Consider the following 13,958-nt stretch of genomic DNA (forward strand, 5'->3'; position numbering starts at 1 on the left):
TTTGTTGGGCTTTTCGTTTTTCATATCATTTCTGTTTTTGAAAAACTCTCCATGTAAACTAAATTCAGGAATCTACACAGCTCAGCCGACCACATCTACAACCAATTACACAAAAAAAGCCCTGCAAGTTTTACACCTGCAGGGCCTTCTATATCAAGCGAATCTAAGCGTTAAGCATCGATTTTCGCGTATTTTGCATTTCTTTCAATGAAGTCCCTTCTTGGTGCCACCTCATCACCCATTAACATGGAGAAGGTACGGTCGCAATCAGCAGCGTTTTCAATAGTTGCCTGCATCAAGGTACGGGTAGCCGGGTTCAAAGTCGTTTCCCAAAGCTGTTCAGCGTTCATCTCACCCAAACCTTTGTAACGTTGAATGTGAACACTTTCCTCTTTACCTGCACCTTTTAAGCGTTGTACAGCAGCATCACGTTGCTGATCATTCCAGCAATATTCCTGCTCTTTACCTTTTTTAACCAGGTACAACGGTGGCGCAGCGATGTAAACATAACCAGCCTCAATAAGCGCCTTCATGTAGCGGAAGAAGAAAGTCAGGATCAGCGTGGTAATGTGCGATCCGTCGATATCAGCATCCGTCATGATTACGATCTTGTGGTAGCGAAGTTTGGTCAGGTTTAGTGCCTTATCATCTTCCGGCGTACCGATGCTCACGCCAAGGGCGGTGAACATGTTCTTGATCTCGTCATTTTCGTAGATCTTGTGCTCCATGGCTTTCTCCACGTTCAGGATCTTTCCTTTTAGTGGAAGAATGGCCTGGAAGTTACGATCACGTCCTTGTTTCGCAGTTCCACCTGCGGAGTCACCCTCCACCAGGTACAGCTCACATTTTACCGGATCACTGTCAGAACAATCGGCAAGTTTACCTGGCAAACCAGATCCACCCATTACAGACTTACGCTGTACCATCTCGCGTGCTTTACGTGCAGCAGCACGGGCAGTGGCAGCAAGAATAACTTTATTGATAATTAAACGGGCTTCCTTCGGATTTTCCTCCAGGTAATTGTTTAAAGCTTCACCAACGGCGATATCAACCGCACCCATAACTTCAGAGTTACCCAATTTGGTTTTGGTCTGACCTTCAAATTGTGGTTCGGCAACTTTTACAGAAACTACAGCGGTAAGTCCTTCTCTAAAGTCATCACCGGTAATTTCAATCTTCAGGTTTTTAACCAACCCTGATTTATCTGCATAAGCTTTCAGCGTACGGGTTAGACCTCTTCTGAAACCAGCGATGTGTGTACCACCTTCGTGAGTATTAATATTGTTTACGTAAGAGTGTACGTTCTCTGCGTAGCTGTCATTATACTGAAGTGCAAGCTCAACGGGAATACCGTTTTTCATACCTTCAACGTAAATCGGCTCCGCAATAAGTGACGGACGGTTACCATCAAGGAACTGAACGAACTCTTTTAGACCACCTGAAGAAAGGAAAAGTTCTGATAGGAAGTTTCCTTCTTCGTCTTCTTCACGCTCGTCGGTCAGCGTTAAGCTGATGCCTTTATTTAAGAAAGACAATTCTCTTAAACGTGAAGCAAGCGTGTCATAACGATATTCTGTAGATTGTGAGAAGATCTCCGGATCTGGAGAGAAAGTGATTACCGTACCACGTTTTTCTGTTTCGCCTACTACTTTAACGTCGTACTGCGGTTTTCCCTTTGCATATTCCTGAACCCAAACTTTTCCTTCACGATGTACTTCAGCTTTAAGGTGTGTAGACAAAGCGTTCACACAACTCACCCCCACACCGTGTAAACCACCGGATACTTTGTAAGTATCTTTATCAAATTTACCACCGGCGTGAAGCACTGTCATTACAACTTCTAATGCAGATTTTTTTTCTTTCTGCATCATTCCGGTAGGAATACCACGACCATTATCGGATACGCGGATAGAATTATCTTTAAGAATAGTAACAGTAATGGTGTCGGCATGACCAGCTAAAGCTTCGTCAATGGAGTTATCGACAACTTCATACACCAGGTGGTGTAGACCTTTAACACCGGTATCCCCTATATACATCGAAGGGCGCTTACGCACCGCTTCCAATCCTTCTAATACCTGTATATTATCTGCCGAATAATTTGACTTTGGATCTTTTTCTTCGCTCATATTTTTTAGTAATACAATAAGCTTCAAAAATAGCGATTTTAGCCCAAATAGCCGAATATTTGAGCAACTATTTGACTTAATGTGGACTAAAAAAGCGTTAAAAAAGCATCTTTCTTAGGATACTAAATTTGAAATTTTATATTTGCTAAAATTATCAGTTCTGTTTAACGGGCGACGAGGCATTTTGAGCTTCCATTGCAGAATAAATCCAAAAAAATTCAAATCAACAATTCAAAATAGATGAACATTAAGACGTTACAATTCGGTAAAATAGCAGCTGCAGTTGCACTGGTTTCAGTTATGGCTGCTTGTCAGAACAAAGAAACCGCTACTACTACCCCAACCAAATCTGCTGATGCCGGTACCGTAAGTACTAAAGATCAGATTGTATATGTGAACTCAGATTCATTATTGACCAAATACGATTACTTCAAAGACTTAAAAACCAAACTTGACGGGAAAGCGAAAAGCGCTGAGCAGGATATGGGTTCAAAAACACAAGCTTTTCAGCGTGAGGTAGCACAATATCAGCAACAGCAAAACACCATGGCTGCTGATCAGCGCGCTGCTACAGAACAAAGACTTGCACGTAAACAGCAAGAGTTGCAGGCTTATCAGCAAAATGCTGGTGCTGCTTTGCAGAATGAGCAAGCTACAGAACAAGAAAAACTTTACGACAAAGTTGCTGACTACCTTAAAGGCTATGCAAAAACCAAAGGTTACAAAATGGTGCTGACTTACTCTAAAGGCAACAGCGCAATCTTATTTGCTGACGAATCTTTAGATATCACCACCGAAGTGATCAAAGGTTTAAATGAAGACTATAAATCAACCAAGAAATAGTTAGAAGCTTATTTAATATTTAAAAAATGCCCTAGTGATAGGGCATTTTTTATGTGATTAGTTTAGTCGTTCAGATCGCCTTCTTTCTCAAAGAAATTGTCGGTATGTTCATCGATCTCCCTTCGGTCGCGCTTGGTAGGCCTGCCTGTTCCACGATCACGCTTCATCGATGGTGAGTGGAAAACAGATTTATATGCAATGGTATCCTCCAAAGGCGTGATATCTTTGTACTTGGTAACAGCAATCTTATACTCCGAACGCTGGTGTAGCAGTTCGAGTACTTCAATAACCTTCTTCTCTATACCCTTAGATACCTGGTAAACATCACCCGGCTTAACGATGGCCGAGGGTTTAACGTTCTGACCATTCTGTTTTACGCGGCCCGCCCGGCAAGCTTCCGTTGCGTTGGTGCGGGTTTTGAAGAGCCTTATCGCCCACAAATATTTATCTATTCTCAGTTTTTCCTGTTCAGCCATAAAAACAGCAAAATTACATAACAAACAGCCAGCAATACATAAAATTGATTTATTTTGTCAAAAATTAGATAAAAACATGATAGCAGATTTAAGAAAGTTAATTGAGGCCGCATGGGAGGACAGATCTTTACTAGAATATAGCGAGTATGCAGAGGCCGTTGAAACGGTGATTATGCAGTTAGACAGAGGCGAATTGCGCGTTGCTGAACCAGTTATGAACTCCTGGGGCATCAACGAGTGGGTTAAAAAAGCGGTGATCCTATACTTTCCGATCAGAAAGATGCGCGAAATTGAAGTTGGTCCTTTCGTGTTTCACGATAAAATGAAGCTAAAAACCAACTACAAAGAGCTTGGTGTTCGCGTGGTACCTCATGGTATTGCAAGATTCGGTGCTTATTTGGCGAAAGGCGTGATCATGATGCCTTCGTACGTGAATATTGGTGCTTATGTAGACGAAGGTACCATGGTTGATACCTGGGCTACGGTTGGTTCATGCGCACAGATCGGTAAAAATGTACACTTAAGCGGTGGTGTTGGTATCGGTGGTGTTTTAGAGCCTATTCAAGCAGCACCAGTGATCATTGAAGATAACGTATTTATCGGTTCAAGAGCCATCGTGGTTGAAGGTGTTCGTGTAGAATCAGAAGCGGTATTGGGTGCCAATGTGGTCCTTACGGCATCGACCAAGATCATCGACGTAACCGGTCTTGAACCCGTAGAATACAAAGGTATTGTACCGGCAAGATCTGTGGTTATTCCAGGTACTTATGCTAAGAAGTTCCCTGCAGGTGAATATCAGGTACCATGTGCCTTGATCATCGGTAAGAGAAAAGAATCAACTGATAAAAAGACATCATTGAATGATGCGTTAAGAGAAAATAACGTAGCGGTTTAATGAAAATCGGATTTGAGGGTAAACGGGCGGCCAATAATTTAACCGGCTTAGGTAATTATAGCCGCTCGTTGATATTACAACTGGCAAATTATTTTCCGAATAACGAATATCTGGTCTATACCTCCAAAGTAAAGGACCACCCCCAGATACAGGCATTCTTTAAAACAGCGGCTATCAAGCTGCAACTTGCCTGGAAAGGTCTGCTCTGGAGAAGCTTCGGCATACTGAAGCAACTAAAAGCAGACGACATACAGCTCTACCACGGACTGAGTCAGGAGCTCCCATTCGGGATTGCTTCATCCGGAATTAAGTCCATCGTCACCATTCACGACCTGATCTACATCAGGTTTCCACAGTATTTTCCATTTATTGACAGGCAGATCTACCGCTTCAAAGGGCAGTACGCCTGCAAACATGCAGATGGCGTTATTGCGATCAGTGAGCGCACGCGTCAGGATCTGATTGCGCTCTTTAACGTGCCTGCTGAGAAGGTTAGCGTCATCTATCAGAGCTGCGATGACAGCTTTAAACAGCCTTTTGAACCTTCAAGGCTGGCTGCGATAAAGGAAAAATATGCACTACCAGATCAGTATATCCTGAATGTGGGCACCATTGAAGAACGTAAAAATCAGCTGTTGCTGGTTCAAGCAATGCCTTTGCTGCCTATGGATTGCAAACTGATCCTTATTGGTAAAGAACAGGCCTATGCAAAGAAGATTCGTGCAGCGATTGACCGTTTAGGTTTACAGGAGCGTGTAATCTTTTTAAAGGATGTTTCCTTTCTGGACCTGCCGGGAATTTACCAACAGGCGAAGGTATTTGTTTACCCTTCCCTATATGAAGGTTTCGGTATCCCGATCATTGAAGCGTTATATTCCGGTGTACCGGTTATTGCCGCTACAGGCTCCTGCCTGGAAGAGGCTGGCGGACCGGATAGCATCTATGTAAATCCTCAGGATGTTGAAGGCCTTGCTGCTGCGCTGAACAATCTGCTACATACACCTGAGTTAGGCGGGCAAATGATTGATAGAGGCCTGAAGTTTGTTCAGAAATTTGACAATAAGGTTATTGCTTCAGCGGTTATGGCCTATTATGAGGCTATTGCTTCAAAAAGATAATTGCATTTCTATTCGTAATTTTGCCAGATGTTTAAAACTGATATTGACAAGTGTCTTGCCGTGTTGAAGGAAGGTGGTGTGATCCTTTATCCTACGGATACGATCTGGGGTCTTGGCTGCGATGCCACCAACGAGGCCGCAGTAGAGAAGATTAACCAGATTAAAGGCCGCGCAGCGGATAAGAGCTTCATCATTCTGCTGGATACCGACTCCAAGATCCAGAGCTATGTTTCTGAAGTGCCAGAGGTAGCGTACGACCTGATTGAATATGCGGAGAACCCGATGACAGTGATCTTCGACAATGCCCGCAACCTGGCTAAAAACGTGATCAATCAGGATGGCAGTGTAGGTATTCGCGTCGTGCGTCATGATTTTGTGCAGCAACTGCTACAAAGATTCCGCAAGCCGATCGTCTCTACTTCAGCGAATATATCCGGTGAACCTAGCCCTAAAAACTTTGACATAATTAGCGAAGAGATCAAGTCTAAGGTAGATTACATTGTGGAACACCAACAAGATGACCGCGCAGAGAAGAAGCCTTCTACCATCATTAAAATCGGGGCTGGCGGCCAATTTTCCTTTATTAGAAAGTAAGTTTTGCTACTTTTGCAAAACTCAGCAGATGGCCCTATTTAAGGGTTAAAGCACGAGGAATATGCTATGGAAGAACATTTGAGGCATCCTGTTTTTAAGTTGCTGGCCAATATTGCCGACAAAAACCAGATCGAAGCATACGTGATCGGTGGTTTTGTTCGCGATCTGCTGTTGAAGCGCCCATCTAAAGACATAGATATCGTTGTCTTAGGCAACGGTATTGAGTTTGCCGAACTGGCTGGTAAACTGCTGAACGCTAAAGTGAGCGTGTTTAAGAACTTTGGCACCGCCATGTTGCGGTATCAGGATCTTGAAATTGAGTTCGTCGGCGCCAGAAAAGAGTCTTACCGTGCAGATTCCAGAAAGCCCATCGTAGAGAACGGCACCATTAAAGATGATCAGCTGAGACGTGATTTCACGATCAATGCTTTGGCCATTTCCCTGAATAAGGCTAACTACGGTGCAATGGTTGATCCATTTAACGGGATCAACGATCTTCAGCAGAAAATCATCAAGACACCGCTTGAACCGGAACTTACGTTTTCTGATGATCCCCTGCGTATGATGCGGGGTATCCGCTTTGCTTCCCAGCTTTCCTTTGCGATTGAAGCCGAAACACTGGCGGCTATTGCTAAACAGAAAAACCGGATCAGTATCGTGTCAAAGGAACGTATTACCGACGAGTTGAATAAGATCATTCTTTCTCCGGTACCATCTGTAGGTTTCAAATACCTTTTCGATACAGGGCTGCTGCATCTGATCTTCCCGCAAATGGCAAACCTGTATGGGGTGGAGATCATCAACGGTAAAGGTCATAAGGATAATTTCTACCATACGCTGCAGGTGCTTGATAACATCTGCAAGGATACCGATGACCTTTGGTTACGCTGGGCGGCCATTCTGCATGATATTGCAAAGCCCGCAACCAAGCGCTTCGAGAACGGTCATGGCTGGACTTTCCATGGGCATGAGGATAAAGGTGCCCGTATGGTGCCGCAGATCTTCGCGCAGCTGAAACTGCCTTTGAACGAGAAGATGAAGTTTGTGCAGAAGCTGGTGCAGCTGCATTTACGTCCGATCGTACTGGCACAGGAAGTGGTAACTGATTCTGCGGTTCGCCGTTTGCTCTTTGATGCCGGCGACGACATCGAAAGCCTGATGATGCTTTGCAATGCTGATGTAACTACAAAAAACGAGTATAAAGTAAAAAAATACCGCAATAACTTCGAACTGGTGAAACAGAAGCTGAAGGATGTTGAGGAACGCGATAAGGTGCGGAACTGGCAGCCGCCGGTTACAGGCCAGGATATTATGAATACCTTCGGCATTGCCGCCGGTAAAGAGGTTGGTTTGATTAAAAACGCCATCAGAGAAGCTATTTTAGAAGGCGAAATACCAAACAGTTATGACGAGGCGTTAAAGTTCATGCTTCGAAAAGGCGGTGAATTTGGCTTGAAACCCGTGACACCATTACCATTATAAATAATAAACTTTATTTTTTAATTTTAGTAAGAAAATAGACCAATGGCGATATATAGATTTAAGGTAAGCTTTGAAGATTTTGATGAGGTAGTGCGCGAAATTGATATTAAGTCAAACCAGACTTTTGAAGATTTACATAAGGCCATTCACCAGTCTACAGGCTATAATCCAGAGAAATCGTCTTCATTTTATATCAGTACTGATCACTGGATCAAAGGTGATGAGATTGCTTATCTGCCAAATCAGCGTAAGGTTGACCGTGGCGTAGCGCTAATGGAAAATTCTAAGCTTAGCAGTTTCATTGAAGATCCACACCAGAAATTTTACTACATCTATAACTTTGATCGCCCTTTTGATTTCCATGTGGAGTTGATAAAGATCATCCTGCAGGCAGATCCTAATTTGCAGTACCCTGCCATTATCAAAAAGATCGGCGAAGCACCAAAGATCATTGATAAGAACAACTTCGGTCAGGTGGCGGTATCCAGCAATCCGGTGTCTAACGACTTCGACTTTCTTAACGAGATGAACTTCGTTCCGGAAGATACTGAAGAGATCGAAGCGATGGATGGTCGTGGTATTAGTGCCAGTCAAACTGATGATGACGACCATGAAGATGACAGCGATACGGATGAATTCTCAGATGATGAAAATTATGAGGATGAAACCTACGACGATAAAGAAGACTATTAATGCCCACTAATGGCATTGTCTAAAACATTAATTTCTATTGTTGGCCCTACGGCTGTCGGCAAGACGGCCCTGGCCATTCAAGTGGCGCAGCACTTAGGCACCGAGATCATCTCTGCAGACTCCCGGCAGTTCTTCAAGGAAATGGAGATCGGGACCGCAAAGCCTTCTGCGGAGGAACTATCTGCTGCGCCTCATCACTTCATTAACTCCCACCACACCACAGAATTCTTCTCCACCGGCGACTTTGAAATACAGGTCATGGAGCTTTTAGAGGAACTGTTCAGAGAAAAGGCCCAGGTGGTGATGTGTGGCGGTTCCGGGCTCTATGTAAATGCCGTGCTCAACGGACTGGATGAACTGCCAGCGACTGACCTCTCCATCCGTGCTGCGCTAAACGAACGGTTCCAGTCCGAAGGACTTGAGGGCATAAAGGCCGAATTGGCCAGTCTCGACCCTGAATACTACGCTCAGGTTGACCAGTTTAACACCCAACGCCTCATCCGCGGACTGGAGTTTGTGTTATCAACTGGAAAGAAGCTATCTTCTTTTCAGCAGAACAGCAAGAAGAAAAGGCCATTTAACATTTTAAAAATAGGGCTTAATAAAGACCGCCAGGCGCTGTATAATCAGATTAACAGGCGTGTGGACCAGATGATGGCGTTGGGCTTGTTAGAAGAGGTAAAAAGACTTCTGCCCTACCGCGAGTTGAATGCCCTGAAAACTGTCGGTTATGCCGAGCTATTCGAGTACCTGGATGGTAATTGCAGCTTAGCGGAGGCTGTGGATAGAATTAAACAGAATACCAGGCGCTTTGCTAAAAGGCAGCTTACCTGGTTTAGAAGGGATGAAGAAATCAAGTGGTTTGAACCGGAGCAAACCACTGAAATCCTTGCTTATATTGATCATTACAGATCAGGTCAATAGTACGATCGTTAGGACAAATGACTAATGCAACAGCTTTAAGCCTGTGCAGTCGGTCCGCCGAAGCCCATTGGCAATACCGGTGGCTCCTGTGTTTTAATCCTTCCATGTAAAGCTTCATATTTCTCTACATTGTCTTGCATGGCTTCTACAAGCCTCTTCGCATGCTCTGGTGTAAGAATAATCCTGGATTTTACCCGTGCTTTAGGTACGCCAGGCATCACCCTGATGAAGTCTAATACGAACTCCGTGTTGGAATGTGTGATGATGGCCAGGTTGGAGAAGATACCCTCTGCAACTTCTTCTGACAATTCTATATTTAGCTGGTTTTCGTTGTTTTGCTCTTCCATATAACAAAACTACCTTTTTAATATTACAGGAAACAAGGATTGAAAGATTATTCAAAAAAAAATCCCCCGACATTACTGAAGGGGGATTTGATATAATTATAGAAGATATTAAGCTTCTACTTCTTCTTGTTTTGAAGCCAACAACTTGTCGTATTCTTCTTGAGAACCCACAATGATACGCTCGTAGCCACGTACACCGGTACCTGAAGGAATCAAGTGACCAACGATAACGTTTTCTTTTAAACCTAACATATGGTCACGTTTACCTGCGATGGCTGCCTCATTCAATACTTTGGTAGTTTCCTGGAAGGAAGCTGCAGAGATGAATGATTTAGTACCTAGGGATGCACGTGTGATACCCTGAAGGATAGAACTTGCAGTTGCAGGTCTTGCATCACGTACCGTGATCTGTTTCATATCCTTACGTTTTAACTGAGAGTTTTCGTCTCTTAGTTTACGCATAGATAAGATCATACCTGGTTTAACGGTTTCTGAATCACCAGCGTCTACAACAACTTTCTTATCATAGATCTCGTCATTCTCTACCATGAAGTCCCAACGGTCTACAGAGTTATTTTCTAAGAAAATAGTGTCTCCCGGATCCTCGATGTGAACTTTCTGCATCATCTGGTGAACAATCACCTCGAAGTGCTTATCGTTAATTTTCACACCTTGTAAACGGTAAACCTCTTGTACACCATTCACCAGGTATTCCTGTACAGCTGCAGGCCCTTTGATTGCAAGGATGTCAGCAGGTGAGATTGAACCGTCAGACAGCGGCATACCTGCTTTGATGAAGTCATTATCCTGTACAAGGATGTGTTTCGACAACGGTACAAGGTATTTTTTAACCTCACCATCTTTAGATTCAATGGTGATCTCGCGGTTACCACGTTTCACACCACCTAAAGTTACCACACCATCAATCTCTGTTACTACAGCAGGGTTAGATGGGTTACGTGCTTCGAACAACTCGGTTACACGTGGAAGACCACCCGTAATGTCTCGTGTTTTTCCGCTTGTACGTGGAATCTTAACTAAGATCTGACCTGGTTTAACAGCATCACCTTCGTCAATTGCAATGTGTGCACCTACCGGGATGTTGTATCCACGGATCAGCTCACCTTTTTTATCCACTACTCTTACAGAAGGGTTTTTAGTTTTATCCCTAGTATCGATAATTACTTTCTCACGGTGACCAGTTTGCTCATCTGACTCCTCACGGAAGGTTACACCTTCAACGATGGCATCAAACTCGATCTTACCAGCGAACTCGGAGATAATAACCGCATTATATGGATCCCATGAACAGATCTTGTCGCCTTTGGTGATTTTCGCACCGTCTTCAACAAATAAGAATGAACCGTAAGGGATGTTATTGGTCATGAGAACTTTGTCAGTTCCTGGCTCAATAATCTTAAACTCACCTGAACGACCTAATACAACTTGTTGTACACCGTCTTCAGTTTCATTCTCTACTGTACGTACGTTTTCAAACTCGATCACACCATCAAACTTAGCAACTACCTGAGATTCGGCAGCAATGTTTGATGCAGTACCACCGACGTGGAACGTACGAAGTGTAAGCTGTGTACCCGGCTCACCGATAGACTGTGCAGCAATTACACCTACAGCCTCACCTTTTTGAACACGTTTACCAGAGGCAAGGTTACGTCCGTAACACAATGCACATACACCGCGTTTATTCTCGCAGGTTAATACCGAACGAATTTCAACACCTTCAATTGGAGATTCTTCGATCGCTTTAGCAATGTCCTCGTCAATATCCTGACCAGCAGCTACCAAAAGCTTTCCATCTACAGGGTTGTAAACATCATGCAGGGAAATACGACCTAAGATCCTGTCATATAACGGCTCAACGATATCCTCGTTATCTTTAAGGGCAGTAGTATACATACCTCTCAAAGTACCGCAATCTTCAGAATTCACAATCATATCCTGTGCAACGTCATGCAGACGACGGGTCAAGTAACCAGCATCAGCTGTTTTCAAGGCCGTATCCGCCAAACCTTTACGCGCACCGTGGGTGGAGATGAAGTACTCTAATACCGATAGTCCTTCTTTAAAGTTCGAAAGGATCGGGTTTTCAATAATTTCACCACCAGAACCAGATTTTTGTGGCTTAGCCATCAAACCACGCATACCGCAAAGCTGACGAATCTGCTCTTTGGAACCACGGGCTCCGGAATCAAGCATCATGTATACAGAGTTGAAGCCCTGGTTATCGCTCGATAGCTGCGTCATCACGAATGATGTTAAACGGTTATTGATGCGGGTCCAGATATCAATGATCTGATTGTAACGCTCGTTGTTGGTAATGAATCCCATGTTATAGTTATTCCTTACTTCTTCAACTTCCGCTGATGCCTGCTCTAATAATGTATGTTTTTCAACAGGGATGTTAACATCCTGAAGGTTAAATGATAGTCCACCACGGAATGCCATTTGGAAACCTAGTTCTTTGATATCATCCAAGAACTTGGCTGCACGTGCCATACCCGTAACTTTTACTACGTGACCAATGATATCTCTAAGAGATTTCTTAGTCAATAGTTCGTTGATGTAACCTACTTCCTCCGGTACCATTTGGTTAAACAATACACGACCTACAGTAGTGTCAATCAATTGCATCTTAATCGATCCATCTTCCTGTTTAACGTTCGCTTTTACTTTGATGAAAGCATGTAAGTCAATGCGTTTCTCGTTGTAAGCGATGATAACCTCTTCAGATGAATAGAAGATTGAACCCTGACCTTTAACCACGCGGGTCTCATCAGTTTTACGGCCTTTAGTAATGTAATAAAGACCCAAAACCATATCCTGAGAAGGTACTGTAATCGGTGTACCATTCGCTGGGTTAAGGATGTTGTGGGCAGCAAGCATCAAGACTTGGGCTTCCAAAATAGCTGCATGACCTAAAGGTAAATGCACGGCCATCTGGTCACCGTCAAAATCCGCGTTGAATGCTGTACAAACAAGTGGGTGTAATTGGATCGCCTTTCCTTCAATTAATCTTGGTTGGAAAGCCTGGATACCCAACCTGTGTAACGTAGGTGCACGGTTAAGCAATACAGGGTGACCCTTTAATACGTTTTCAAGAATATCCCAAACTAAGGGATCTTTTCTATCGACGATTTTCTTAGCAGATTTAACCGTCTTCACAATACCACGTTCAATCATCTTACGAATAATGAACGGTTTGAAAAGCTCGGCTGCCATATCTTTAGGTAAACCACATTCGTGTAACTTCAGGTTAGGACCTACAACAATTACCGAACGAGCAGAATAATCCACACGTTTACCCAACAAGTTCTGACGGAAACGACCTTGTTTACCTTTCAGGATATCTGAAAGTGATTTCAAAGCACGGTTACCTTCAGTCTTAACGGCGTTTACTTTACGTGAGTTATCGAATAACGAGTCAACAGCTTCCTGCAACATACGTTTTTCGTTACGTAAAATTACCTCAGGCGCTTTGATCTCGATCAAACGCTTAAGACGATTGTTACGGATAATCACACGACGATACAAATCGTTCAAATCTGAAGTCGCGAAACGGCCACCTTCCAATGGAACTAATGGACGTAACTCAGGCGGGATCACAGGAACAATCTTGATAATCATCCATTCTGGATTATTCTCAATACGTGTTCTTGCACCACGGAAAGCTTCAACAACCTGTAGACGTTTCAAAGCTTCGTTTTTACGTTGCTGAGAAGTCTCAGTTGCTGCCTGGTGACGCAGGTTGTAAGATAAAGTATCTAAATCAATACGTTTCAACAAGTCTTCCAAAGCTTCAGCACCCATCTTAGCGATGAATTTGTTTGGATCCTTGTCATCAAGGTACTGGTTTTCCTTTGGTAACTTATCTAAGATATCCAGGTATTCTTCCTCCGTAAGGAAGTCCATGTGCTGGATGCCTTCTTCTGCCATAAAACCAGGCTGAATAACTACGTAACGCTCGTAGTAAATGATCAGGTCTAATCTTTTGGTTGGAAGTCCTAATAAGTAACCGATTTTATTAGGCAATGAACGGAAATACCAGATATGCGCAACAGGCACAACAAGGTTGATGTGGCCCATACGCTCTCTACGTACTTTCTTTTCCGTAACCTCAACACCACAACGGTCACAAACGATACCTTTATAACGGATACGTTTGTACTTACCGCAATGACATTCGTAATCTTTTACCGGGCCGAAAATACGCTCGCAGAACAAACCATCACGTTCAGGCTTGTAAGTACGGTAGTTAATCGTCTCAGGTTTTAAGACCTCACCACTCGAACGCTCCAAAATAGCCTCAGGCGAAGCCAGGCTAATGGTGATCGAGGTGAAATTGCTTTTTAATTTATTATCCTTTTTGTAAGACATAGCTTTTTTGAGTTTTAAGTGATAAGCTTAAAATGGTACGCCTCACAGCGTACCATTCTTTC

Annotated in this window: 11 protein-coding genes; 7 read left to right on the forward strand and 4 right to left on the reverse strand. The window is 43.5% G+C overall.

The genetic code is table 11. The features are described 5' to 3' along the window. Nucleotides 1–170 precede the first annotated feature (170 nt). On the reverse strand, nt 171–2,129 hold the full coding sequence (gene gyrB, locus ACTHQF_RS00005; protein ID WP_440427591.1) for a DNA topoisomerase (ATP-hydrolyzing) subunit B: 1,959 nt from the start codon (nt 2,127–2,129) through the stop codon (nt 171–173). A gap of 240 nt (nt 2,130–2,369) precedes the next feature. Between gyrB and ACTHQF_RS00010 the strand changes: the two genes are divergently transcribed. Next, on the forward strand, nt 2,370–2,972 hold the full coding sequence (locus ACTHQF_RS00010) for an OmpH family outer membrane protein (protein ID WP_440427593.1): 603 nt from the start codon (nt 2,370–2,372) through the stop codon (nt 2,970–2,972). Between the two features lie 62 nt (nt 2,973–3,034). Here the strand turns inward: ACTHQF_RS00010 and ACTHQF_RS00015 are convergent, their stop codons facing one another. Continuing rightward, nucleotides 3,035–3,448: an RNA-binding S4 domain-containing protein gene (locus ACTHQF_RS00015; protein WP_440427595.1), complete on the reverse strand. Its 414-nt coding sequence runs from the start codon at nt 3,446–3,448 to the stop codon at nt 3,035–3,037. Nucleotides 3,449–3,524: 76 nt separating this feature from the next. Between ACTHQF_RS00015 and ACTHQF_RS00020 the strand changes: the two genes are divergently transcribed. The 6 genes from ACTHQF_RS00020 to miaA all read left to right on the forward strand — a co-directional run bounded on the left by ACTHQF_RS00020 (nt 3,525) and on the right by miaA (nt 9,154). Then, the gene (locus tag ACTHQF_RS00020; protein ID WP_440427597.1) at nt 3,525–4,343 is read left to right on the forward strand and encodes a 2,3,4,5-tetrahydropyridine-2,6-dicarboxylate N-succinyltransferase; all 819 of its coding nucleotides are present in this window, start codon (nt 3,525–3,527) and stop codon (nt 4,341–4,343) included. After that, nucleotides 4,343–5,461 (forward strand): glycosyltransferase family 4 protein, encoded by a 1,119-nt coding sequence (locus ACTHQF_RS00025; RefSeq protein ID WP_440427598.1) that lies wholly within the window; start codon nt 4,343–4,345, stop codon nt 5,459–5,461. Before ACTHQF_RS00020 ends, ACTHQF_RS00025 begins: the two co-directional genes overlap by 1 nt. A 27-nt stretch (nt 5,462–5,488) precedes the next feature. Beyond that, on the forward strand, nt 5,489–6,055 hold the full coding sequence (locus ACTHQF_RS00030) for an L-threonylcarbamoyladenylate synthase (protein WP_440427599.1): 567 nt from the start codon (nt 5,489–5,491) through the stop codon (nt 6,053–6,055). Nucleotides 6,056–6,121: 66 nt separating this feature from the next. After that, the gene (locus ACTHQF_RS00035) at nt 6,122–7,537 is read left to right on the forward strand and encodes a CCA tRNA nucleotidyltransferase (protein WP_440427600.1); all 1,416 of its coding nucleotides are present in this window, start codon (nt 6,122–6,124) and stop codon (nt 7,535–7,537) included. Between the two features lie 42 nt (nt 7,538–7,579). After that, a complete protein-coding gene (locus tag ACTHQF_RS00040; protein WP_440427602.1) occupies nt 7,580–8,230 on the forward strand; it encodes an IS1096 element passenger TnpR family protein in 651 nt (216 codons plus the stop codon). Between the two features lie 9 nt (nt 8,231–8,239). Beyond that, nucleotides 8,240–9,154 carry a tRNA (adenosine(37)-N6)-dimethylallyltransferase MiaA gene (gene miaA / locus ACTHQF_RS00045; protein WP_440427604.1) on the forward strand — a complete coding sequence of 305 codons (915 nt, stop codon included), beginning with the start codon at nt 8,240–8,242 and terminating at the stop codon, nt 9,152–9,154. Between the two features lie 35 nt (nt 9,155–9,189). On the opposite strand, the gene ACTHQF_RS00050 is transcribed toward miaA, so the two are convergent. Further along, complete coding sequence (locus tag ACTHQF_RS00050; RefSeq protein WP_440427606.1) at nt 9,190–9,501, reverse strand: DUF3467 domain-containing protein; 312 nt, start codon at nt 9,499–9,501, stop codon at nt 9,190–9,192. Nucleotides 9,502–9,609: 108 nt separating this feature from the next. Further along, nucleotides 9,610–13,896, reverse strand: a complete 4,287-nt coding sequence (gene rpoC / locus ACTHQF_RS00055; RefSeq protein ID WP_440427607.1) for a DNA-directed RNA polymerase subunit beta' — start codon at nt 13,894–13,896, stop codon at nt 9,610–9,612. Between the last annotated feature and the right edge of the window lie 62 nt (nt 13,897–13,958).

It is taken from the genome of Pedobacter sp. SAFR-022 (assembly GCF_051965375.1).
Taxonomy (GTDB): domain Bacteria; phylum Bacteroidota; class Bacteroidia; order Sphingobacteriales; family Sphingobacteriaceae; genus Pedobacter.

What these genes read in the sequence shown, in the direction of transcription:
- gyrB (WP_440427591.1), bottom strand. Translation starts at nt 2,129, where the DNA reads ATGAGCGAAGAAAAAGATCCAAAGTCAAATTATTCGGCAGATAATATA.
- ACTHQF_RS00010 (WP_440427593.1), top strand. Translation starts at nt 2,370, where the DNA reads ATGAACATTAAGACGTTACAATTCGGTAAAATAGCAGCTGCAGTTGCA.
- ACTHQF_RS00015 (WP_440427595.1), bottom strand. Translation starts at nt 3,448, where the DNA reads ATGGCTGAACAGGAAAAACTGAGAATAGATAAATATTTGTGGGCGATA.
- ACTHQF_RS00020 (WP_440427597.1), top strand. Translation starts at nt 3,525, where the DNA reads ATGATAGCAGATTTAAGAAAGTTAATTGAGGCCGCATGGGAGGACAGA.
- ACTHQF_RS00025 (WP_440427598.1), top strand. Translation starts at nt 4,343, where the DNA reads ATGAAAATCGGATTTGAGGGTAAACGGGCGGCCAATAATTTAACCGGC.
- ACTHQF_RS00030 (WP_440427599.1), top strand. Translation starts at nt 5,489, where the DNA reads ATGTTTAAAACTGATATTGACAAGTGTCTTGCCGTGTTGAAGGAAGGT.
- ACTHQF_RS00035 (WP_440427600.1), top strand. Translation starts at nt 6,122, where the DNA reads ATGGAAGAACATTTGAGGCATCCTGTTTTTAAGTTGCTGGCCAATATT.
- ACTHQF_RS00040 (WP_440427602.1), top strand. Translation starts at nt 7,580, where the DNA reads ATGGCGATATATAGATTTAAGGTAAGCTTTGAAGATTTTGATGAGGTA.
- miaA (WP_440427604.1), top strand. Translation starts at nt 8,240, where the DNA reads ATGGCATTGTCTAAAACATTAATTTCTATTGTTGGCCCTACGGCTGTC.
- ACTHQF_RS00050 (WP_440427606.1), bottom strand. Translation starts at nt 9,501, where the DNA reads ATGGAAGAGCAAAACAACGAAAACCAGCTAAATATAGAATTGTCAGAA.
- rpoC (WP_440427607.1), bottom strand. Translation starts at nt 13,896, where the DNA reads ATGTCTTACAAAAAGGATAATAAATTAAAAAGCAATTTCACCTCGATC.